The sequence below is a fragment of the Pseudomonas sp. W2Aug9 genome, from assembly GCF_023127755.1.
Taxonomy (GTDB): domain Bacteria; phylum Pseudomonadota; class Gammaproteobacteria; order Pseudomonadales; family Pseudomonadaceae; genus Aquipseudomonas; species Aquipseudomonas synxantha_A.
The window spans coordinates 310,071-331,723 of record NZ_SPKL01000002.1 but is presented as its reverse complement, the minus strand read 5'-3'; the positions used below and the strand labels follow the sequence as shown (position 1 = coordinate 331,723).

Sequence of the window (21,653 nt, the reverse complement as noted above, 5' to 3'; positions counted from 1 at the left end):
AGTCACTCGATGCGTAGCCCGTTGATCGTCGCCGCCCTCGGCCTGCTGTTTTTGGTCGATGTCGCCCAGGCGCAAACCTTGAAGGCCACCAGCAACATCATCGTGCGTGCGTCGGCGCGCACCATTGATTTCACCTCAGACACCACCACGTCCATCCGCGACTCCAAAATCGTGCGCGAAGCCCACGACGACGCCGCCAGCTTCGTAGCCACGAATGGAGAGATCCGTGGTGCCCAGCTTGAAGCTGCGTTCGATACCCTTCGCACCCGCGTGCCAGAAGCCCGTGATGCCAGCGACCAGACCCTCGCCGAAGCTATCCTCGCTCTGTGAGGCGCATCAAAACCTGGCTCCTGGCAGGGGTTGTGCTGTTGTGTGCAAGTACAGCCCAGGCCAGCCTGCAACTGCGGCTCAAAACCGATGGTTTGAGCCCGGCCGAACAGCAGGCCAGCCAGGCATTGCTCGATGAAGCGCTGCGCGCCTTGCCGCCACGTTTTGTCGAGCAATTGGATCGGCGGATTGATGTCGGCTGGACCGACAAGATGCCTGAAAATGCCTATGGCCAGGCGTCCCTGGTGTCCGAGCTGGACCTTAATCAAAACCTGCTCGCCAGCCTGACCGACGGCAGCGCCGCCGCCCTCAACACCAATCGCCCCCACGGCACCGTGCGCCAGGAATTGCTCGCCACGGTGCTGCATGAACTGACCCACATCTATGACCGCGCACGCCTGTGGCCCAAAGACGAGCGCGCACTGATCCAGCGTTGCAGTCGCCAGAACAACATTACCGGCTTGATCGGCCTGCCCGATCAATGCCGTGGCCAGAACGACCGGCGCTTCACTCTCAGTGATGATCCCCGCCTGCTGGACCTCGCCGGCTGGCCACAATATGTCGGCCGCCGCGGCGAGCGTGAACAGCATAACAATCAGGTGGTGCGCAGCCCGGACATCTACGAAACCACCAGCCCGTTGGAGTTCGTGGCGGTCAACATGGAGTACTTCCTCCTCGACCCCAGCTACGCCTGCCGACGCCCCGCGCTGTTCCGCTATTACAAGGAACATTTCGGCTGGGCGCCGCCCGAACAGCAACCCTGTGCCAAGACATACCCGTTCCTGAACGCCGGCAATGACTTCGCCAAGACGCCACTGGGGCAAATAGACCCGGAGCGGGTGTATGAAATCGACTACCTGCTCGCCGAAGCCAACCAGAATCTGGTGAGCCGCTGGGGCCATAGCATGCTGCGGCTGGTGATCTGCGCGCCAGGTCGCCCGCGTGGCCCTGACTGTCGGCTGGATCTGGACCGCCACCTGGTGCTGTCCTACCGCGCCTTCGTCGGTGACGTACAGCTGTCGAGCTGGGATGGCCTGGTGGGCAAGTACCCGTCGCGATTGTTCGTATTGCCGCTGGCCCAGGTCATCGATGAATACACCAAGACCGAATTACGAGGCCTGGCGTCGGTACCGCTGAAGCTCAACCGCCAGGAAATCAACGACACCGTCGAGCATGCGGCTGAAATGCACTGGAGCTATGACGGCAACTATTTCTTTATCTCCAACAACTGTGCGGTTGAAAGCCTGAAACTGTTACGCAGTGGCAGTGCCAACCCGCAACTGACCGGCCTGGACAACATCACCCCCAACGGTTTGCTGCAAGTGCTCAGCGCACGTGGCCTGGCCGATACCAGCGTATTGAATGACAAGCGTGAGGCGTTGCGCCTGGGGTACCACTTCGACTCATTCCGCGAACGCTACCAGGCGATGTTCGATGTACTGCGCAAGCGCCTGCCGATCAAGCAGACCCAGGTCGAAGACTGGCTGGCCCTGGATGCGCAAGCGCGCCGCCAGTGGTTCAGCCAGGCCGACCTGCGTACCAGCGCTGCATTGTTGTTGCTTGAACAAGCCAGCTATCGCAAGCAACTGATGCTCGCTCAGGACGAAGTCAAACAGCGCTATCTCAATGCCCGCGAGCTGAAAAATGGCGGCATGGAGAAAGCCAACAACACGCTGCAACAGATCCTCGCCAACAGTGGCTTTCTCAGTCGCCCGGCCGAGTTGCTCGACAGTGGCGGCTATGGCCTACCGCAACCTTCGGAAGCCAAGCGCCTGGAGTCGGAGAGCGCCGAACGTCAGAAGCAGTTGCAATCATTGACCGGCGAGCTGGATAAAGAGGTGAGGGCGCTGCTCGATCCGGCCCGCGCTGCCGAGATTGCGGCCTGTGAGGCCAACCTCAAGCAGTTGGGTGAGCATCTGCGTGCGCTGCATAAAGCGGCCGGCGGCCTCGAACTGCCCTAAAAACATAGCGGTACACAATCAAATTGTGGGAGGGGGCTTGCTCCCGATAGCGGTGTATCAGTCACTGGAAATATTGACTGAACTCCAGCTATCGGGAGCAAGCCCCCTCCCACATTTTTATCTGCATGAGCCTTAAAACCGTGTGTCACCAGTTTCTCCAGCGAAAGCTGGCTGAAAGCTTACCCGTCTAGGATCGCCCCAACTGCCGGCAACAGACCGGCTGTAAACAACAACAATGGTGATTCCCGATGTCCGCTCGTACCCGCCTGTTCGCACCCACTCCACCCGTACGCCTCGTGCCTTTCGTTCTGCGCTGACCCTCACCCGGTTCGCCATTCCCTAGCCGCGCTACGCCTGGAGTATTCCTATGCTGACTTTCCTTGGCTTTGCCATGGTCATCACGTTCATGTTCCTGATCATGACCAAGCGCCTGTCTGCGCTGATCGCCTTGATCATCGTGCCCATCCTGTTTGCACTGTTCGGCGGTTTCGCGCCGAAGATCGGCCCAATGATGCTCGAAGGCATCACCAAGCTCGCGCCAACTGGCGTGATGCTGATGTTCGCCATCCTCTACTTTGCCTTGATGATCGACTCCGGCCTGTTCGACCCGGCCGTGCGCAAGATCCTCAAGATGGTCAAGGGCGACCCGCTGAAAGTCTCGGTCGGCACTGCCGTGCTGGCTTTGGTGGTATCCCTGGACGGTGATGGCGCCACCACCTACATGATCTGCGTCGCCGCCATGCTGCCGCTGTACCAGCGCATAGGCATGAGCCCGCGGATCATGGCCGGTCTGATCATTCTCGCCGGCGGTGTAATGAACATGACACCCTGGGGTGGCCCGACGGCTCGTGCGGCCAGTGCGTTGCATGTTGATCCGTCCGACATCTTCGTACCGATGATTCCGGCCATGGCCGCTGGCGTCGTGGCGATCCTGGTAATTGCCTACATGTACGGCAAGCGTGAGCGCGCACGCCTGGGTGAACTGCACCTGCAGGGCGACGAGATCGACCACAGCGAAATCAGCGTGTCGCAATTCCCCGACGCCCGCCGCCCGAAACTGATCTGGTTCAACGGCGCCCTCACCCTGGCCCTGATGTGCACCCTGATTGCCGGCCTGTTGCCGCTGCCGGTGCTGTTTATGGTGGCGTTCAGTATCGCGATGATCGTCAACTACCCGTGCCTGCAACAGCAGAAAGACCGCGTCGCGGCCCACGCCGGCAGCGTCTTGGCGGTCGTCGGATTGATCTTCGCCGCCGGGATCTTCACAGGCATCCTGTCGGGCACCGGCATGGTCGACGCCATGTCAAAAAGCCTGCTGGCGGTCATCCCGGAAGCCATGGGCCCGTACCTGGCAGTGATCACTGCGCTGGTGAGCATGCCGTTCACCTTCTTCATGTCCAACGATGCGTTCTATTACGGCGTACTGCCAGTATTGGCCGAAGCGGCCAGTCACTACGGCATCACCGCGGTAGAAATGGCCCGTGCGTCGATCGTCGGGCAACCCGTGCACCTGCTCAGCCCGCTGGTACCTTCGACTTACTTGCTGGTGGCGCTGGCGGGTATTGAGTTCGGCGACCACCAACGCTTCACCTTGAAGTGGGCAGTGCTGGTATGCCTGTGCATAATGTTCGCCGCATTGCTGATGGGGATTTTTCCGCTGTTCAGCACTCTATAATCGTACTGACTCACCGCGCGGCGCTACAGCTTGCGCGGTTTAACACTTGCTCAAAGGAATACACATGGAATGGCTGACCAATCCGGAAATCTGGATTGCCTTCTTCACCCTGACGGCTCTCGAGATCGTCCTGGGCATCGATAACATCATCATGATTTCGATCCTGGTCAGCCGCATGCCCAAGCATATGCAGGCGCGCACCCGGATCTTCGGCCTGGCACTGGCCATGGTCACGCGCATCCTGTTGCTGCTGTCGATCACCTGGGTCATGCAACTGACCGCCGACCTGTTCGTGGTGTTTGGCCAGGGCATTTCCGGCCGTGACCTGATCCTGTTCTTCGGTGGCCTGTTCCTGCTGTGGAAAAGCTCCCAGGAGATGTACCACGCCCTGGAAGGGGAAGACGAAACCAACGACGAGCCCAAAGGCGCCGGTGGCAAGTTCATCTACACCATCATCCAGATCGCCATCATCGACATCGTGTTCTCCCTGGACTCGGTGATCACCGCCGTCGGCATGGTTTCCCATGTGCCGGTGATGGTAGCTGCAATCGTCGTGGCCGTACTGGTGATGATGCTGGCTGCCGGCACCATCAGCGAGTTCATCGACAAGCACCCGTCGCTGAAAATGCTGGCGCTGTCGTTCCTGCTGGTGGTGGGTACCGTGCTGATCGCCGAATCCTTCGACGTGCATGTGCCAAAAGGCTATGTCTACTTCGCCATGGCGTTCTCGCTGGCAGTGGAAGCGGTGAACATCAAGATGCGTACCGCCATCGCCAAAAAGAAGAAGCAGCAGGATCCAGTGAAACTGCGTAAAGACATTCCGGGTCAATAAACCTGACCCGCTGCTGAAATGGGGCGCTTGCGCCCCATTTTTTCGTCTGCCAAAAAGCTGATTTCATGACAGTTTTGTTTCAATCCCCACTTTAGCTATGCGATGCTGGCGCAGAGCCCATTCGCCAACTACAGCTTAAGTACAAGACGTAGAACGGCACGCGGTAACTTTCCTTCGCTCCTCCTGGAGCGCACCCACACGGGGGGCCGAGCATGCTGACCCTGCTCAATCTGCTTTCCGCCGTGACCCTGCTTATCTGGGGCACGCACATCGTCCGTACCGGCATCCTGCGGGTCTACGGCTCCAACTTGCGCCAAGTCATCGGGCAGAACATGTCCAAGCGCTGGCTGGCCTTTATCGCCGGGATCCTGGTGACCGCCATGGTGCAAAGCAGCAACGCCACGGCGATGCTGGTCACTTCCTTTGTCGGCCAGGGTTTGATGAGCCTTACACCGGCCTTGGCCACCATGCTTGGCGCCGACGTCGGTACCGCGCTGATGGCGCGGGTGCTGACCTTCGACTTGTCCTGGCTGTCGCCGCTGCTGATCTTCCTTGGGGTGATTTTCTTCCTGTCGCGCAAACAGACGCGGGCAGGGCAGTTGGGCCGGGTGGGGATCGGCCTTGGGCTGATCATCCTTGCGCTGCAATTGATCGTCGAGGCCGCCGGGCCCATCACCCATGCCCAAGGCGTCAAGGTGATCTTCGCCTCGCTGACCGGCGATATCTTGCTCGACGCCCTGGTCGGCGCGCTGTTCGCAATGATTTCCTACTCCAGCCTCGCCGCCGTGCTGCTTACGGCCACCCTGGCCGGCGCCGGCGTGATCGGTTTGCACGTGGCCATCGGCCTGGTGATCGGCGCCAATATCGGCAGCGGTGTGCTGGCATTTCTAAGCACCAGCATGCAAAACACCGCCGGCCGCCAAGTGGCCCTGGGCAGCCTGTTGTACAAACTGATCGGCCTGTTGCTGATCATTCCTGTGCTTGACCCGCTCGTGGGCTGGATGGACGGTCTGGACTACAGCGCACAAGGCATGGTCATCACCTTTCACCTGCTCTATAACGTCACGCGCTGCTTGATTCTGCTGCCCACCATTGGCCCTATGGCGCGGCTGTGCGCCTGGCTGTTGCCCGAGCGCGAAGAAACCAATGGCAAGGCCAAACCACGCCACCTCGACCTGGCCGCGCTCACCACGCCGAGCCTGGCCTTAGCCAACGCCGCCCGCGAAACCCTGCGCCTGGGTGACCTGATCGACAATATGCTCACCTCCATGCAGGAGGTGCTGCGCGGTAATCAAACCGCAATCACCCAGCAAATGCGCAGCCTCAGCGATGATGTCGAGGCGCTCTATAGCGCGATCAAACTCTACCTGGCGCAAATGCCCCGTGAAGACCTGAGCGAACAAGACAACCGCCGCTGGGCTGAGATCATCGAGCTGTCGATCAACTTGAAGTTGGCAGGTGACTTGATCGAACGCATGTTGCGCAAGGTCCAGCAGCAGAAAACCTCGCAGCGGCGGCAATTTTCCGAAGTGGGCCTGGAAGAACTCAGCGGTTTGCACAGCCAGCTGATCGCCAACCTGCGCCTGGGTCTGTCGGTGTTCCTCAGCGGCGACCCGGAGAGCGCTCGCCAATTGCTGCGTGAAAAGCGCCGCTTCCGCGCCCAGGAACGTCGCCTGGCTCACGCCCATGTCAGCCGCCTGCAGCGCAAAATCGTACAGAGCCTAGAAACCAGCTCCCTGCACCTGGAGCTGATCGCCGACATGAAACGCTTGAACTCGTTGTTTTGCAGCAGCGCTTATGTAGTCTTGGAAACGTCCGACACTGGCGCACTCTCCACCGAAGATATTGCCGACATCACCCATTCGCCCTGAACGTACGACGGCCAGTGAAGTCAGTTAACAATGGACCTCACTCGCCAGGAAGCTTGTTATGCGTCGCCTGTTACTCGCCTGCCTGCTTCTAGGATCGGCACACACCTTTGCCTTCGACCGTCAGCAAGTCGAGGGCTACACCTTGCCCAACGGCCTGCAGCTGCTGCTCAAACCGGGCACCGAGCGCGGGCACGTTGCCATCCGCCTGGTGGTCGGCGTGGGCCTGGATGACTTCGGTTGCGAAGACAAAGAGCTGCCACACCTGTTCGAACACCTGCTGTTCAGCGGCATCGACGGCGGTGGCGAGGGCGACCTCGAAGACCGCATGCAAGCGTTGGGCGGCGAATGGAACGCCTACACCAGCAACGCCGACACCACATTCGTCATCGAGGCCCCCGCGCACAACCAGCGCAAGGTGCTGGACCTGCTGCTGGCAATCCTGACCCGCACGCAGTTGACCGATGCCAATATCAACGCCGCCAAGCAGGTGGTCGAGCGCGAAGACGGCGGCCATTATTCGCACCTGCAACGTTTGCTGGATCGCCAAGACCTGGGCCACAGCGCCAGCAACCAATTAGCCGTCGAGTTGGGGCTCAAATGCGCCGAACGCGCGCAGGTCGGCCACCTGACCCGCGATCAGTTGGAGAAACTGCGCAAAGCCTGGTACGCGCCCAACAACATGACCCTGATCGTCGTCGGCGATCTGGACAAGCTGCTGCCAGCCTACCTGGAACGCACCTACGGCCAGCTCGACCCGGTAGACCCGAGCGAGCATCGCCCGCTGCCGCAGATCCAGCACACCGCCGCCCGCCAGCGCGACCTGGTGCATGGCTGGGTCGGCGATGGCGCCAAACTGCACTGGCTGTTCCCCGAGCCGGTGCTGGATGACCAACATGACGAAACCTACGACCTGCTCAAGGACTATCTCGATTGGGCGCTGTATCGACAACTGCGTCTGAAGCACGGTTTGTCCTACGGTCCGTGGAGCGAACGCGAAGTGCTGGGCGGCGTAGGCTTCCTGAGCCTGAACGCCGACCTCGAACGGGAAAATCTCCCTGAAGCCGAGCAAGTCTTGCAAGACCTCAAGGCACAACTGCTCAAGGACGGCCTCGACCCGAAGGTGTTCACTCGCCTGCAGCAGGCTGCCATTGCCCGCCAAGCCTGGGCGGTACAGGGCAACAGTGCGTTGGCCGATTATTACTGGAGTGCCGCCGGCGACTACGCTGACGGCCGCTTCAGCGACCCGGACAAGCGCATCAAGGCAGTGAGCCTTTCGCAAACCAACCAGGCGATGCGCGAGGTCTTCAAGCAACCGGGCTACTGGCGCATCGAAAAGCCGTTGTTGAGCTATGACGCCCTGACCTGGATAGGTGCGGGCGTTCTTGGGCTCATCGCCATAGTGTTGATTGGCGTTCGGCGTTATCGCCAACGGATCATGGAATGAAGCACCGAGCCCAGCGCTAAGACGTTATTCTGTCTGGGATTTTTTCCTACAAAGACTGCGAACCGCCGAATGCCAAACCTGACCCATCTAATCCAGCGCATCCTCGAACTGATCAAGCGCTACCCAGGGGTAATTGCACTCGGCGGTTTTATCTCGGGTGTGGGCAGCTTCATCCTGGTGGACCGCCAGCAAGGCATGGCCAGCTGGATCGCCGTCATCATGCTGGTCAGTTGGTTGTGGCTGATGCTGGAAAACAGCTTCACCCAACTGTTTGCCAAGCTCTTCAAGCGCGAGATCCCGGAACCGCTGCTGCGCTATGCCACGCAGATGATCCACCAGGAAAGCCTGTTCTTTGTGCTGCCGTTCTTTTTCGTCACCACCGCCTGGAACAGCGGCCAATCGCTGTTCACCGGCCTGCTCGGCGCGGCGGCACTGGTGTCGATCATCGACCCGCTGTACTACAAGTGGCTGGCGCCCAAGCGCTCGCTGTTCCTGGCCCTGCACACCCTGACCTTGTTTGCCGCATTGCTCACCGCGCTGCCGATTATCATGCACCTGACCACTGCCCAGAGTTACAAGCTGGCGCTGGGCGTGGCCATGGCGCTGTCGATCCCGAGCCTGGCGGTCAGCCTGCCGCTGCGCAGCCTCAAAGGCTGGGCGATGCTGCTGGGGGTCACGGCTGCGATCGGTTGCGCCGGCTGGTTCCTGCGCAGTTGGGTGCCGCCGGCCACCCTGTGGATGACCGAAGTCGCCATCAGCACCCAACTGCAGGATCGCACCCCGGGCGATGACCTCAAGGAGGTCACCGCCGACCAGTTGCGCAGCGGTGGCCTCTACGCCTACACCGCGATCAACGCCCCACGCGGGCTGGATGAGCGGATCTACCATGTGTGGAAATTCAACGGCAAGGAAGTCGACCGCATTGCCCTGGATATCCATGGTGGGCGCAAGGAGGGCTATCGCGCCTGGACGCACAAGCAGAATTTCCCGGGCGACGCAGCGGGGCGCTGGCAAGTGCAGGTCCTCACCGAGGACGGCCAGGTGATCGGCGTCTTGCGCTTCAAGGTGATCGACACAGCACAAGCGGACAACCCAAAGTAGGTCAGATCGTGCTATTACGTAGCCATTGTGGATAGCCAAACAAGCTCGGAGCTTATGACCACTCGCACGACCGCCGGCGCAGCCCATCTTGATACGTCCAGCACCCCGCCTTCGCTGCGGATTACCGGCGACTGGACGCTTGCCCACTACGCCAACCTGAAAAAGCTGTCGGACACACTCGACGGCCAATACGACACCGGCGCCCGAATCGACCTTAACGGCCTCGGTGCGCTGGATACCGCCGGAGCGTCACTGCTGGTCGAGCTGCTGGGCCCCGACCGCATCGAGCACTCCGCCGAGCAGACCGATTGCAGCCTGTCGGCCGCCGACCGGGCGCTGCTCAAGACGGTCTACCGCTCCCTCAATGATTTTTGCGTCCCGCTCAAAGAGCCGGAAGAAAGCGCCGGCATCCAGGTGCTGGCCCGTATCGGCCGCGCGGTGGACACCGTCTGGCAAGACGCCAAGAAACTCCTGGGTTTTATTGGCCTGATCCTTGAGACCTTCGTCCGCGGGATGTTTCGACCCAAGCGCTGGCGCCTTACGCCGATGGTCGCCCATATCGAACAGACCGGTCTCGATGCCGCACCTATCGTGGCCCTCCTGACCTTTCTGGTGGGCGCGGTGGTGGCGTTTCTTGGCGCCACCGTGCTCAAGAGTTTTGGCGCAACGATTTTTACCGTGGACCTGGTGGCGTTCTCTTTCCTGCGCGAATTCGGCGTATTGCTCACCGCGATCCTGATCGCCGGCCGTACCGCCAGTGCGTTCACCGCGCAAATCGGCTCAATGAAGGCCAACGAAGAAATCGACGCCATCCGCACCCTGGGCCTGGACCCGATGGAGCTGCTGGTATTGCCGCGGGTTCTGGCGCTGCTGGTGGCGCTGCCGATGCTGACTTTCCTGGCGATGCTCTCGGGGATTGTCGGCGGCGGCGTGGTGTGTGCGGTGGCCCTGGATATTTCACCGGCGATGTTCCTCTCGCTGTTGCAATCGGACATTGGCGTGCAGCACTTTTTGGTGGGCATGGTGAAGGCGCCGATCTTCGCTTTCCTGATTGCGGCCATTGGTTGCCTGGAAGGCTTCAAGGTCAGCGGCAGCGCCGAATCAGTCGGCGCGCACACCACCTCCAGCGTGGTGCAATCGATTTTTGTGGTGATCGTGCTGGATGCGGTCGCCGCGATGTTCTTCATGGAGATGGGCTGGTGAGTCGTCTACACCGTGCGCCCACTGAGGCGGTGATTGAAGTGCGCGGCTTGTGCAACCGCTTTGGTAGCCAGAGCGTGCATGAAAACCTCGACCTGGATTTATACAAAGGCGAGATTCTGGCAGTGGTCGGCGGCTCCGGCAGCGGCAAGTCGGTGCTGCTGCGCAGCATCGTCGGCCTGCGTCGGCCCAGCGAAGGTGAGGTGCGGGTGTTCGGCAAGAATCTGCCCAGCCTGCCTGAGCACGAACGCTCGCTGGTGGAGCGGCGCTTTGGCGTGCTGTTCCAGAAGGGCGCGCTGTTTTCCTCGCTGACCGTTACCGAGAACGTTGCCCTGCCATTGATCGAACATGCCGGCCTCAGCCGCGCCGACGCCGAGCACTTGGCGGCAGTCAAGCTGGCCCTGGCCGGGCTACCCCTGTCGGCCGCCGACAAATACCCGGCTTCGTTGTCCGGCGGCATGATCAAGCGCGCGGCCCTGGCCCGTGCGCTGGCACTGGACCCGGACATCCTGTTTCTCGATGAACCCACCGCTGGCCTCGATCCGATTGGCGCAGCGCAGTTCGACCAACTGATCCTGACCCTGCGCGATGCGTTGGGCTTGAGCGTGTTCCTGGTCACCCACGACCTCGACACGCTGTACACCATCACCGACCGCGTGGCGGTGCTGGCGCAGAAGAAAGTGCTGGTGGCCGACGCCATCGATGTCGTCTCGGAAACGGACGACGCCTGGATTCACGAATATTTCCACGGCCCCCGGGGCCGCGCGGCATTGGATGCCGCTCAATCGCTCAACGAGGTATGACATGGAAACCCGAGCCCATCATGTGATGATCGGACTGTTCAGCGTAATTGTGGTGGTCGGCGCTATGCTCTTCGGCCTATGGCTGGCCAAATCCAGCGTCGACAGCGCCTTCCAGGATTACGAAGTGATCTTCAACGAAGCGGTCAGCGGCCTGTCCCAAGGCAGTGCGGTGCAGTACAGCGGGATCAAGGTAGGCGACGTCACCAGCCTGCGCCTGGACCCCAAAGACCCGCGTCGCGTCCTCGCCCGCATCCGCCTGGCCGGGCAGACGCCGATCAAGGAAGACACCCAGGCCAAGCTGGCGCTGACCGGCATCACCGGCACCTCGATCATCCAGCTCAGCGGCGGCACCCCGCAGAGCCCGGAACTCAAGGGCAAGAACGGCAACCTGCCGGAAATCATCGCCTCGCCATCGCCCATCGCGCGCCTGCTCAATAACAGCAACGACCTGATGACCAGCGTCAACCTGCTGCTGCACAACGCCAACCACATGTTCTCCCGGGAAAACGTCGAACGCTTGAGCAACACCCTGGATAACCTGCAACAAACCACCGGTGCCATCGCCGAGCAACGCGGCGACATCAAGGTGGTAATGCAGCAATTGATGCAGGTGAGCAAACAGGCGGGTGCCGCGCTGGAACAAACCACCGTGTTGATGCGCAGCGCCAATGGCCTGCTCAACGAGCAAGGCAAGCAAGCCTTCGGCAGCGCCGAGCAGGCGATGAAATCCCTGGAGCAAAGCACCGCCACCATCAACAGCTTGCTGACCAACAACCAGGACTCGGTGAACAGCGGTATGCAGGGCCTCAACGAACTGGCGCCAGCGGTGCGTGAGCTGCGTGAAACCCTCGGTTCGCTGCGCGCCATCTCCCGTCGCCTGGAAGCCAACCCCAGCGGTTACCTGCTGGGCAGTGACAAGAACAAGGAGTTCACGCCATGAAGCGTGCTTACCTGATGATCGCCCCTGTGGCCCTGGCACTGCTCAGCGCCTGCTCGATTCTGCCCAAGCCTGACCCGTCAGACGTGTACCGCCTGGTGTCCACCCAACCAACCACCCAAGGCACGCCGGTGAGTTGGTCGCTGCGCGTAGCCAAACCCCAGACCAGCGAGTTTCTCGACAGTCCACGCATTGCCGTGGTGCCTGACGGCAACCTGATCAGCAGCTATGCGAACTCACGCTGGAGCGACCCGGCGCCGGTACTCTTACGCAACCGCCTGCTGGACGGCTTCCAACGCGATGGACGGGTAACGCTGCTGAGTACTGACGAGACCAACCTGCAAGCCGACTATGAGTTGGGCGGGCAGTTGCAGGCGTTTCAAAGTGAATACCGGGGTGACGCGGTGGAGGTGGTGATTCGCCTGGATGCGCGTTTGGTGCGCGGCAGCGATCAGCGGATTATTGCCAGCCGGCGGTTTGAGGTAAGGCAGCCGGTGGGTGATACCAAGGTGCCAGCGGTGGTGGCTGCTTTTGGCCAGGCCGGGGATCAGTTGAATAAGCAGGTGGTGGATTGGGTAGTGGCGCAGGGCAATACAGCACCTAGACGCTGAGGGCCTCATCGCAGGCAAGCCAGCTCCCACTTTTGATTGTATTCACAAATCAAAATGTGGGCTGGCTTGCCTGCAATGGCAATTTAAGCCTTAACCGAAAAACCAGTAGCACACCGCAATAGCCGCCACGACACCGGCAAACTCCGCCAGCAACGCACAACCGACGGCATGTCGAGCCCGCTGGATGCCCACCGAACCAAAGTACACCGCCAACACATAGAAGGTGGTCTCAGTACTGCCCTGTATTGTCGCCGCCACCAAGGCCGGGAAGCTGTCCACACCCTGGGTCTGCATGGTCTCGATCAGCATCGCCCGTGCCGCACTGCCGGAGAAAGGCTTGACCATCGCAGTCGGTAGCGCATCGACAAACCGTGTATCCATGCCCGTCCAGGCCACCACATGGCGAATCCCTTCCAGGCCGAAGTCCAACGCCCCCGAGGCCCGCAACACGCCCACCGCACACAGCATCGCCACAAGGTAGGGCAACAGGTTCTTGGCCACGTCGAAGCCTTCCTTGGCCCCTTCGACGAAGGCCTCGTACACCTTGACCTTGCGCAACGCGCCGATCACCAGAAACAGCATGATCAGGCCAAACAACGTGAGGTTGCCCAGGATCGAGGATAAACCGGCCAGCGCCGTGGCCGAGAGTGTCGCCAGCAGCGCCATGAAGCCGCCCAGCACCAACGCGCCAGGAATCAGATAAGCCAGCACCACCGGGTCCCACAACCGCAGGCGTTGCATCACCGCCACCGACAGCAGGCCCACCAGGGTCGATGCGCTGGTGGCCAGCAGGATCGGCAGGAACACCAGCGTCGGATCGGCGGCGCCTTGCTGGGCGCGGTACATGAAGATGGTCACCGGCAACAGGGTCAGCGAGGACGCATTGAGCACCAGGAACAGGATCTGCGCGTTGCTCGCCGTGTTGGGGATGGGGTTGAGTTCCTGCAAGGCCTTCATGGCTTTCAGGCCGATGGGCGTGGCGGCGTTGTCCAGGCCCAAACCGTTGGCGGCGAAGTTGAGGGTGATCAGGCCGATGGCAGGGTGACCGGCAGGCACTTCCGGCATCAGCCTTCGAAACAACGGGCCGAGCGCCTTGGCCAGCCAATCGACGATCCCGGCTTTTTCAGCGATGCGCAAAAAGCCCAGCCACAAGGTCAGGGTGCCGAACAGCAGCACCATGACTTCCACCGACAATTTGGCCATGGCGAAAATGCTTTCGACCATCGCCGCAAAAATCCCGGCGTTACCGCCCACCAGCCATTGCGCCAGTGCTGACACCATTGCCACGACAAAGAAGCCAAGCCACAGGCCATTTAGCATCAGTTGAATCCCCCGAAAGATGGGGCGAATGATAACGGGGCTGACAGAAACGACAAACCCCGGAATTATCCGGGGTTCGTGTCAGCGCAATCGTGCTATCAGCCGCGAGTAGTCTCGCCGGCTGGCAACGCTTCCTTGCTGCGCCAGTGCGGCAGGGAGTTCCAGTAGCGCTCGCCCTTGGCGTCGTCGTACATGCCTTCCCAACGGGAGATGACCAATACGGCCAAGGCATTGCCGATCACGTTCAGTGCGGTACGCGCCATGTCCATCACACGGTCGACACCGGCGATAAACGCCAAGCCTTCCAGCGGGATGCCCACGCTGCCCAGGGTAGCCAGCAACACTACAAAGGACACACCCGGCACGCCGGCGATACCTTTGGAGGTAACCATAAGGGTCAGAACCAGCATCAGTTGCTGGCCGATCGACAGGTCAATGCCATACAGCTGGGCAATAAAGATTGCCGCGATGCTCTGGTACAGGGTCGAACCGTCGAGGTTGAACGAATAACCGGTCGGCACCACGAAGCTGCAGATCGCCTTCGGCGCGCCGTAGGCTTCCATCTTCTCGATCACCCGGGGCAGCACAGTTTCGGAACTGGCGGTGGAGTAAGCCAGTACCAGCTCATCCTTGAAGATGCGCATCACTTTCAGGATCGAGAAGCCAAACAGACGGGCGATCAGGCCCAATACCGCGAAGGCGAAGAACAGAATGGCGACGTAAACCAGGATCACCAGCTTGGCCAGCGGCAGCAAGGAGGCAAAGCCGAAGTTGGCGACGGTCACCGCGATCAGGGCAAACACGCCGATAGGGGCGTACTTCATGATCATGTGAGTGACTTTGAACATGCTCTCGGACACGCCCTGGAACATCGTCACCAGCGGCTCGCGCAGCTCAGGCTTGAGGCTCGACAAGCCCAGGCCGAACAGCACCGAGAAGAAGATGATCGGCAGCATTTCACCACGGGCAACCGCCGCGAAGATGTTCGATGGGATCAGGTTGAGGATGGTTTCGATGAACGCATGTTCATGCTGCACCTCGGCGGCGGTGGCCTGGTACTTGGAGATGTCGACGGTACCCAGGGTACTCATGTCGATGCCGGCGCCCGGGTGGAACAGGTTGGCCAGCAGCAGGCCAACCACGATGGCGATGGTAGTGACCACTTCGAAGTAAAGGATGGTTTTGACGCCGATGCGACCGAGCTTTTTCGCGTCGCCCACACCGGCAATGCCGACGATCAGCGAGGAAATCACAATCGGGATCACGATCATCTTGATCAGGCGGATAAAGATATCGCCTGCCGGCTGCAATACATTGCTGATCCACCAGGCCTTTTCAGCACTGAAATGGTTGAGCACTGCACCGATTGCGATCCCCAGTACCAAACCGATGAGGATCTGCCAGGCGAGGCTTAGCTTTGCCTTCTTCATGTCATTACCCTTACTTCAAGTGGACTTATGGCAAATGCGCCAGCTGCAACGCTCGAAAGCGAAAAAGTGTGTGCATCAGCCTCCATGGAAGGTCACCGCAGCGTGGCCGAAATGGCTTACTGGTAGGCGAAAAAAGGCGCAACTATTCCCATGCAAGGGAGCGACGTCTAATGCCGTAAACGCCTACCCTATGCCGAATCGGCATGGCTTTTTTTGAAAATAATTGTCCAAACGGTCAGTTCGAATACGCCATTCAGGCGGGTGAATATGCCGTGAGGCGGCCAAATCAGGCTCGCTCAGTGATACTGAACGACTTGCAACGTTTGGCAGAAATGCGTGAGAAATCCATCACCTAGCACCGGAAATGTCCTATGGCGCGTCTGAAAATTTCTCGATAGATGGTCGCGTCGACATACCCGGTAATGGTTGGCGAGAGGCAAAAAGCAAAATTGCGACTATGAGAGGCATAAAGCGAGAGCCATGAAGCGAGAGCCAAGCGCGGGCATGAGAGTCATAAGCCCGCCGCAAGTTCAGCAAGCCTGAGGACTTGTGAACTTGCGTCGCAGCTTTTCCCCTGACCCGGCCCTTTCGCAGGCACTCCCTGTGCCCGTAGGTCACGCCGATCTTGATCGATCAGAGCAACCCGGCCCCCTGGTCATGCACCACCCTTGGCGAGTGATGCAAACAGAAAGAAGCGCAGGGGCTTCTTTCTATGGACGCTGGCTCCGTCTCAGACGGAACCTAGTACCAATTCGGATCTTTCTTCAGTTGTTCCATCAACAGCTTTTGCATGCCTTCATCCGGCTTACCGAGGAAACGGTAATCGGCATGCCGTGTGGGGGACTTGTCGGCCGGCAAACCGGCTGGGACTTCCACCAACATCGCGTAGGCATCTTCCTTATCGAAACTGAAGGCCACGATCAAACGCTTGCTCCGGCAGGTATCCGCGGTTTCACACAGCGGCCCGACCAAATACTTGTCGCCATCTTCCTCGACAGCGTTCATTTGCTCAGCGGTGCCGGACAGGTTCATCACCCATTCCGGCAGACGCTCTTCTTTCTTCACTACGCCCTGCCAGGTTTCACGGTATTGCGGATCCGAATTGAGCAATTCGTTCGCCCGGGATTGCCCGTCATTGGCGGCCATCGCCAGGCTGCTGCCGCCCAAGAGCAGGGCGGCAGCAATGGCTTTAAAAGGCAGAGTGGTCATATTCAACCTCGGCCTTTACGACCAAAGAAGAACGAAGCAATGAACATCACCAGGAAGACGACAAACAGGATCTTGGCGATGCCGGTGGCGGTGCCAGCGATACCACCGAAGCCCAGGACTGCAGCGACAATGGCGATGATCAGAAATGTGATTGCCCAACTCAACATGGTGATTCTCCTTATGCTTCTATAGGGGTAACAGCGGTAGTGCCGTGCAGTCGCTCAACACAAGCGACTTGTTCTTGCCTAGAACACCCAGCGCTCTTGAGCAGGCAGTTCGTCCAGAGTGGAATCCTGATCGACCAAGCTCAATTGCGGGGCAGTTACATTAGCGCTGGCGCTGCCAATGGAACGGAAATGGGTCTGGGTCATCACCGGACGCTCAAATTGCGGGGCTGGCTGCTCACTCTGCTGCCAGTGCTGCATCTGCTGGCCGGCAATCAACGTGACCATCAAGGCCAGGCTGGCAAACAGGCCCTGCTGCATACGCAGCGGCGATACACGCAATTGGCTGAGGCTTTGGCGAGTCATGCTGCTGTTCTCCCGCATTCTGATTATTCGTTCATGACACTCTTGGGAGGGATATTGCAGACTGCGTGCCAGCTTTATTGCAAAATAAAACACAATAAAATCAATAGGTTATGTGACATGCAAGGATGTTGCACCCAGCATCCTGCACGATGCCTCTCTAGATGCCGTGCGAAATGCACGATGGCCAGTGGTCGGGTCAGGGGATCGAAAGCGCACGCTCAGTTGCCGAAGTCGCGATAACGCACAAAAAGGCTATCAGCCGGCGCTTTGTAGGAAGGCGTGTAGATACCTACACGAAGATGCCTTTTATGAATCAGAATAAACCATGCAACTTGCCCGATTATTCCGGGACTAAACACCATCTTATTTAATAGTTAAGGAGCGCGGGACAGATGGATTCAGCCAAGGAGCTTCAAGGCCGCATTCTTTTAGTGGATGACGAATCCGCAATCCTCCGCACGTTCCGTTATTGCCTGGAAGACGAGGGCTACACCGTTGCCACCGCCAACAGCGCCGCCCAGGCCGATGCCCTGATGCAGCGCCAGGTGTTTGACCTGTGCTTTCTGGACTTGCGCCTGGGCGAGGACAACGGCCTGGATGTACTCGCGCAGATGCGTATCCAGGCTCCGTGGATGCGTGTGGTGATCGTCACGGCCCACTCCGCCGTGGATACCGCCGTGGACGCAATCCAGGCCGGTGCCGCCGACTACCTGGTCAAACCTTGCAGTCCGGACCAATTACGCCTGGCCACCGCCAAGCAACTGGAAGTACGCCAGCTCTCTGCGCGACTGGAGGCCCTGGAAGGCGCAGTGCGCCAGCCCAAGGATGGCCTCGACTCTCACAGCCCGTCGATGATGGTGGTACTGGAAACTGCGCGCCAAGTGGCCGGGACCGATGCAAACATCTTGATCCTCGGCGAGTCCGGCACCGGTAAAGGTGAGCTGGCCCGTGCCATTCACGGCTGGAGCAAACGCTCCAAGAAGTCTTGCGTGACCATCAACTGCCCGTCACTGACCGCCGAGCTGATGGAGAGCGAACTGTTCGGCCATAGTCGCGGCGCGTTCACCGGCGCCAGTGAAAGCACCTTGGGACGCGTTAACCAGGCTGACGGCGGCACGTTGTTTCTCGACGAGATCGGCGATTTTCCCCTCACGTTGCAACCAAAGCTGCTGCGCTTCATTCAGGATAAGGAATATGAGCGTGTGGGCGACCCAGTCACCCGCCGCGCCGACGTGCGCATCCTCGCCGCCACCAACCTGAACCTGGAAGACATGGTGCGCGACGGCCGCTTCCGGGAAGACTTGCTGTACCGCCTCAATGTCATCACCCTGCACCTGCCGCCGCTGCGCGAACGCAGTGAAGACATCCTTACCCTGGCTGACCGCTTCCTGGCACGCTTCGTCAAGGAATACGCCCGCCCCGCGCGCGGATTCAGTGATCAGGCCCGTGAAGCGCTGCTCAACTATCGCTGGCCCGGCAACATTCGCGAGCTGCGTAACGTAGTGGAGCGCGCCAGCATCATCTGCCCTCAGGAGAAGGTAGAGATCAGCCATTTGGGGATGGCTGAGCAACCGACCAACAACGCGCCCCGTATCGGCGCGGCGTTGAGCCTGGACGAACTGGAAAAAGCCCACATCGGCGCCGTGCTCGCCACCAGTGACACGCTGGATCAAGCAGCCCGCACCCTCGGCATCGACGCGTCGACCCTGTACCGCAAACGCAAACAGTACAACCTGTGAGCAGGACCTTATGAAGCTCGCGATGAAACTGCGCACTCGGTTATTTCTGAGCATTTCAGCGCTGATCACCGTGGCCTTGCTGGGATTGATCCTGGGCCTGGTCAGCGTCATGCAAATGGCCAAGACCCAGGAATCGCTGATTCGCAGTAACTTCATCACCCTGGATCTGGGACTCAAATTGCGTCAGAGCCTGGGCGACCAGCTGATCATGATGCTGGAGAAACGACCCGACCCTGAGGCCCTGAGGGCCTCCAAGCAGCATTATTTCGACCTGCTGGACCAAGGCATTGCCCATGAGCAGTCGATCGGTAAAAGCCATGGCTTTGGCCAGGCCCGCTCCGACTACCAGAACCTGCTCGAAGCGTTCGACCAATCCCAGCAGGAAACACCGCCGCCGGGCAGCAAGGAAAAAATCACTGAAACCTTCAACATACTGCGCAACGGACTGATTGCCGATCACAAGCAGGCACTGGAGAACATCAGCGCCAGCGAGCACAAGTCCCGTGAGCGCGCGTTATTGATTGCAGGGCTGCTCGGGTTGGTGGGCCTCGCAGTGTTGATCATTGGCTTTGTCACGGCCCATGGCATCGCGCGGCGTTTTGGCGGACCGATCGAGGCACTGGCCAAAGCCGCCGACAAGATCGGACAGGGCGATTTTGAAGTGACGCTGCCTATCTCCTCAGCAGCGGAAATGAATCAGCTGACCCGCCGTTTCGGCATCATGGCCGAAGCATTGCGCCAGCATCAGGCCACCAATGTCGATGAACTGCTGGCCGGCCAACAGCGCCTGCAAGCCGTGCTCGACAGTATTGATGACGGCCTGCTGATGATTGATCGGCAGGGCTGCCTGGAGCACCTCAACCCGGTTGCACAACGCCAACTGGGCTGGGACCAAGAGCGCCTAGGTCAGGGCCTGGGCGAAGCCCTGGGTCGTGCAGAGATGGATGAACAACTGCAACTGGTGCTGCGCGGCGGCAACCTGGAGCGGGCGCCGGATGATCTGGAAGTAGAGGTCGAGGGCGAACTGCGCCTGCTGACCTACAGCCTGACCCCTGTGAGCCATACACAGGGCCATATTCTGGGGGCTGTGATGGTGCTGCATGACGTCACCGAACAGCGCGCCTTCGAACGAGTGCGTAGCGAGTTCGTGTTACGCGCCTCTCATGAGCTGCGCACGCCGGTGACCGGCATGCATATGGCCTTCGGCTTGTTTCGCGAGCGAGCCAAGTTCCCGGCCGACTCCCGTGAAGCGGACCTGCTGGATACGGTCAACGAAGAAATGCAGCGCCTGATGCAGTTGATCAACGACTTGCTCAACTTCTCGCGCTACCAGAACGGCCTGCAAAAACTCACCCTGGGTGCCTGCGATGTGACCGACCTGTTGGAACACGCACGGGCGCGATTTGCCGAGCCCGCCAATGCGCAGCACATTGAGTTGCTGGTGGAAGCTCAGCCGGAGTTGCCGCGACTGTATGCCGACCAGGTGCAACTGGAGCGCGTACTCGACAATTTGCTCGGCAACGCGTTGCGCCACACCGCCGAAGGCGGGCAGATTCGCCTGCAGGCACGGCGTCATGGCGAGCGTGTGATTATCAGCGTTGAAGACAACGGCGAAGGTATCGCCTATGGCCAGCAAGGGCGAATCTTCGAACCCTTTGTGCAGGTGGGTCGCAAGAAAGGCGGCGCGGGCCTGGGGCTGGCCCTGTGCAAGGAGATCGTGCAGTTGCACGGCGGCCGCATGGGCGTGTATTCACGACCAGGGCAGGGTACGCAGTTCTATATGGCATTACCGTTGTAAAAAAACAGCGCTCTGTGGCGAGCAAGCTCCCTCGCCACAGCAAGCTCGCTCCTACATCTACACAATCAGCGCTGGTTCAAGGCCCGCAGGATCGCAGCACTTTCAGCATCCGGAGTGCCATCAAACAATGAAGGGCGGAAGCGCATCTGGAAGGCGGCGATCACGTGCCGCGTGGCCACATCCAGCTCCCCGGTCTGCGGCGTCTGATAGCCCAGGCGAGCGAGTTCTTCCTGGAACCAGGTGATGCTCGGCAGCTGAGCGCCGTACTGCACCTGGAATCGGGCCACGGCCTGTGCATCCGGCCAGACGGCCAAGCCTTCTGCGGCCAGACGCTTCCAGGGGAACAGCGGCCCCGGGTCCAGCTTGCGCAGTGGGGCAATGTCGCTATGCCCGATGATGTTCTTGGGGTCGATACCGTTACGCTTGCTGATGTCCTTGAGCAGCACGATCAGCGACTGCACCTGCGCTTCGGAATACGGGTACCACACACGCCCTGTCGGCGTATCACGGAACCCAGGGTTGACGATCTCGATGCCGATGGAGCTGGAATTGAGCCAGGTGCGCCCCATCCACTCGCTTTCCCCCGCGTGCCAGGCACGCTGGCTTTCATCCACCAGCTTGTAGATGGTGCCTGAGGCGTCGTCGCCGATCAGGTAATGGCTGCTCACCTGGCCATGGGTCAGCAATGCCAGCGAGCGCTCAAGGTTGGTAGAGGTGTAATGCACGACAACAAACTGCACGCGGTTGTCGTGGTTCACCGAAGGGTGGCTGGTATTCAGCCGCGGGCCGCTGGCGCAACCGGCGAGCAGGAGAAACACAAAAGCAATAGACAAGGATTTCATGGCAGGAGCAGTACACTGAGAGA

At 60.0% G+C, this 21,653-nt stretch carries 19 protein-coding genes; 13 read left to right on the top strand and 6 right to left on the bottom strand.

Annotated features, from left to right (window positions below; all coding sequences use genetic code 11):
* The first annotated feature begins 9 nt into the window (after positions 1-9).
* The 11 genes from E3O56_RS02685 (at position 10) to E3O56_RS02635 (ending at position 12,762) form a co-directional block, all read left to right on the top strand.
* The gene (locus E3O56_RS02685) at positions 10-330 is read left to right on the top strand and encodes a DUF2388 domain-containing protein (RefSeq protein WP_005783494.1); all 321 of its coding nucleotides are present in this window, start codon (positions 10-12) and stop codon (positions 328-330) included.
* The gene (locus E3O56_RS02680) at positions 327-2,288 is read left to right on the top strand and encodes a DUF4105 domain-containing protein (protein WP_248127780.1); all 1,962 of its coding nucleotides are present in this window, start codon (positions 327-329) and stop codon (positions 2,286-2,288) included. The genes E3O56_RS02685 and E3O56_RS02680 overlap by 4 nt, the downstream gene beginning before the upstream one ends.
* A 367-nt stretch (positions 2,289-2,655) precedes the next feature.
* Positions 2,656-3,963, top strand: coding sequence for a CitMHS family transporter (locus E3O56_RS02675; RefSeq protein ID WP_003187405.1), 1,308 nt, complete (start codon positions 2,656-2,658; stop codon positions 3,961-3,963).
* A 64-nt stretch (positions 3,964-4,027) separates the two neighbouring features.
* The gene (locus E3O56_RS02670) at positions 4,028-4,795 is read left to right on the top strand and encodes a TerC family protein (RefSeq protein ID WP_005783489.1); all 768 of its coding nucleotides are present in this window, start codon (positions 4,028-4,030) and stop codon (positions 4,793-4,795) included.
* Between the two features lie 212 nt (positions 4,796-5,007).
* The gene (locus E3O56_RS02665; protein ID WP_005783487.1) at positions 5,008-6,666 is read left to right on the top strand and encodes a Na/Pi cotransporter family protein; all 1,659 of its coding nucleotides are present in this window, start codon (positions 5,008-5,010) and stop codon (positions 6,664-6,666) included.
* Positions 6,667-6,724: 58 nt separating this feature from the next.
* Complete coding sequence (locus E3O56_RS02660) at positions 6,725-8,110, top strand: pitrilysin family protein (protein ID WP_248127778.1); 1,386 nt, start codon at positions 6,725-6,727, stop codon at positions 8,108-8,110.
* A gap of 69 nt (positions 8,111-8,179) precedes the next feature.
* On the top strand, positions 8,180-9,211 hold the full coding sequence (locus E3O56_RS02655; RefSeq protein ID WP_005783485.1) for a DUF5924 family protein: 1,032 nt from the start codon (positions 8,180-8,182) through the stop codon (positions 9,209-9,211).
* A 54-nt stretch (positions 9,212-9,265) separates the two neighbouring features.
* Positions 9,266-10,414 carry an ABC transporter permease gene (locus tag E3O56_RS02650; protein WP_248127776.1) on the top strand — a complete coding sequence of 383 codons (1,149 nt, stop codon included), beginning with the start codon at positions 9,266-9,268 and terminating at the stop codon, positions 10,412-10,414.
* Positions 10,411-11,214 carry an ATP-binding cassette domain-containing protein gene (locus E3O56_RS02645; RefSeq protein WP_014716351.1) on the top strand — a complete coding sequence of 268 codons (804 nt, stop codon included), beginning with the start codon at positions 10,411-10,413 and terminating at the stop codon, positions 11,212-11,214. Before E3O56_RS02650 ends, E3O56_RS02645 begins: the two co-directional genes overlap by 4 nt.
* A 1-nt stretch (position 11,215) precedes the next feature.
* The gene (locus E3O56_RS02640) at positions 11,216-12,154 is read left to right on the top strand and encodes an MlaD family protein (RefSeq protein WP_005783479.1); all 939 of its coding nucleotides are present in this window, start codon (positions 11,216-11,218) and stop codon (positions 12,152-12,154) included.
* The gene (locus E3O56_RS02635) at positions 12,151-12,762 is read left to right on the top strand and encodes an ABC-type transport auxiliary lipoprotein family protein (protein ID WP_103734067.1); all 612 of its coding nucleotides are present in this window, start codon (positions 12,151-12,153) and stop codon (positions 12,760-12,762) included. Before E3O56_RS02640 ends, E3O56_RS02635 begins: the two co-directional genes overlap by 4 nt.
* Positions 12,763-12,852: 90 nt before the next feature.
* On the opposite strand, the gene E3O56_RS02630 is transcribed toward E3O56_RS02635, so the two are convergent.
* From E3O56_RS02630 to E3O56_RS02610, 5 genes are all read right to left on the bottom strand, one after another.
* Positions 12,853-14,082, bottom strand: coding sequence for a spore maturation protein (locus tag E3O56_RS02630; RefSeq protein WP_005783476.1), 1,230 nt, complete (start codon positions 14,080-14,082; stop codon positions 12,853-12,855).
* A 98-nt stretch (positions 14,083-14,180) separates the two neighbouring features.
* Positions 14,181-15,512, bottom strand: coding sequence for a glutamate/aspartate:proton symporter GltP (gltP, locus tag E3O56_RS02625; protein WP_005783475.1), 1,332 nt, complete (start codon positions 15,510-15,512; stop codon positions 14,181-14,183).
* Positions 15,513-16,253: 741 nt separating this feature from the next.
* Positions 16,254-16,721: an inhibitor of vertebrate lysozyme family protein gene (locus E3O56_RS02620; protein ID WP_103734068.1), complete on the bottom strand. Its 468-nt coding sequence runs from the start codon at positions 16,719-16,721 to the stop codon at positions 16,254-16,256.
* Positions 16,722-16,723: 2 nt separating this feature from the next.
* On the bottom strand, positions 16,724-16,888 hold the full coding sequence (locus E3O56_RS02615) for a DUF1328 domain-containing protein (RefSeq protein ID WP_003187386.1): 165 nt from the start codon (positions 16,886-16,888) through the stop codon (positions 16,724-16,726).
* Between the two features lie 78 nt (positions 16,889-16,966).
* Positions 16,967-17,251 carry a hypothetical protein gene (locus tag E3O56_RS02610; RefSeq protein ID WP_005783470.1) on the bottom strand — a complete coding sequence of 95 codons (285 nt, stop codon included), beginning with the start codon at positions 17,249-17,251 and terminating at the stop codon, positions 16,967-16,969.
* Between the two features lie 392 nt (positions 17,252-17,643).
* Here E3O56_RS02610 and algB point away from each other — a divergent pair, with 392 nt between their 5' ends.
* Together algB and E3O56_RS02600 are read left to right on the top strand one after the other, a co-directional pair.
* On the top strand, positions 17,644-18,990 hold the full coding sequence (gene algB / locus E3O56_RS02605; protein ID WP_032878543.1) for a sigma-54-dependent response regulator transcription factor AlgB: 1,347 nt from the start codon (positions 17,644-17,646) through the stop codon (positions 18,988-18,990).
* Between the two features lie 10 nt (positions 18,991-19,000).
* Positions 19,001-20,788: an ATP-binding protein gene (locus tag E3O56_RS02600; RefSeq protein ID WP_248127773.1), complete on the top strand. Its 1,788-nt coding sequence runs from the start codon at positions 19,001-19,003 to the stop codon at positions 20,786-20,788.
* 65 nt (positions 20,789-20,853) lie between these two features.
* Here the strand turns inward: E3O56_RS02600 and E3O56_RS02595 are convergent, their stop codons facing one another.
* Positions 20,854-21,630: an N-acetylmuramoyl-L-alanine amidase gene (locus E3O56_RS02595; RefSeq protein ID WP_078822724.1), complete on the bottom strand. Its 777-nt coding sequence runs from the start codon at positions 21,628-21,630 to the stop codon at positions 20,854-20,856.
* Positions 21,631-21,653: the final 23 nt, after the last annotated feature.

Excerpts from the sequence above, each read along its gene's own strand:
- E3O56_RS02685 (WP_005783494.1), top strand. The coding sequence starts at position 10 with ATGCGTAGCCCGTTGATCGTCGCCGCCCTCGGCCTGCTGTTTTTGGTC.
- E3O56_RS02675 (WP_003187405.1), top strand. The coding sequence starts at position 2,656 with ATGCTGACTTTCCTTGGCTTTGCCATGGTCATCACGTTCATGTTCCTG.
- E3O56_RS02670 (WP_005783489.1), top strand. The coding sequence starts at position 4,028 with ATGGAATGGCTGACCAATCCGGAAATCTGGATTGCCTTCTTCACCCTG.
- E3O56_RS02665 (WP_005783487.1), top strand. The coding sequence starts at position 5,008 with ATGCTGACCCTGCTCAATCTGCTTTCCGCCGTGACCCTGCTTATCTGG.
- E3O56_RS02660 (WP_248127778.1), top strand. The coding sequence starts at position 6,725 with ATGCGTCGCCTGTTACTCGCCTGCCTGCTTCTAGGATCGGCACACACC.
- E3O56_RS02655 (WP_005783485.1), top strand. The coding sequence starts at position 8,180 with ATGCCAAACCTGACCCATCTAATCCAGCGCATCCTCGAACTGATCAAG.
- E3O56_RS02650 (WP_248127776.1), top strand. The coding sequence starts at position 9,266 with ATGACCACTCGCACGACCGCCGGCGCAGCCCATCTTGATACGTCCAGC.
- E3O56_RS02640 (WP_005783479.1), top strand. The coding sequence starts at position 11,216 with ATGGAAACCCGAGCCCATCATGTGATGATCGGACTGTTCAGCGTAATT.
- E3O56_RS02635 (WP_103734067.1), top strand. The coding sequence starts at position 12,151 with ATGAAGCGTGCTTACCTGATGATCGCCCCTGTGGCCCTGGCACTGCTC.
- E3O56_RS02630 (WP_005783476.1), bottom strand. The coding sequence starts at position 14,082 with ATGCTAAATGGCCTGTGGCTTGGCTTCTTTGTCGTGGCAATGGTGTCA.
- gltP (WP_005783475.1), bottom strand. The coding sequence starts at position 15,512 with ATGAAGAAGGCAAAGCTAAGCCTCGCCTGGCAGATCCTCATCGGTTTG.
- E3O56_RS02620 (WP_103734068.1), bottom strand. The coding sequence starts at position 16,721 with ATGACCACTCTGCCTTTTAAAGCCATTGCTGCCGCCCTGCTCTTGGGC.
- E3O56_RS02615 (WP_003187386.1), bottom strand. The coding sequence starts at position 16,888 with ATGTTGAGTTGGGCAATCACATTTCTGATCATCGCCATTGTCGCTGCA.
- E3O56_RS02610 (WP_005783470.1), bottom strand. The coding sequence starts at position 17,251 with ATGACTCGCCAAAGCCTCAGCCAATTGCGTGTATCGCCGCTGCGTATG.
- algB (WP_032878543.1), top strand. The coding sequence starts at position 17,644 with ATGGATTCAGCCAAGGAGCTTCAAGGCCGCATTCTTTTAGTGGATGAC.
- E3O56_RS02600 (WP_248127773.1), top strand. The coding sequence starts at position 19,001 with ATGAAGCTCGCGATGAAACTGCGCACTCGGTTATTTCTGAGCATTTCA.
- E3O56_RS02595 (WP_078822724.1), bottom strand. The coding sequence starts at position 21,630 with ATGAAATCCTTGTCTATTGCTTTTGTGTTTCTCCTGCTCGCCGGTTGC.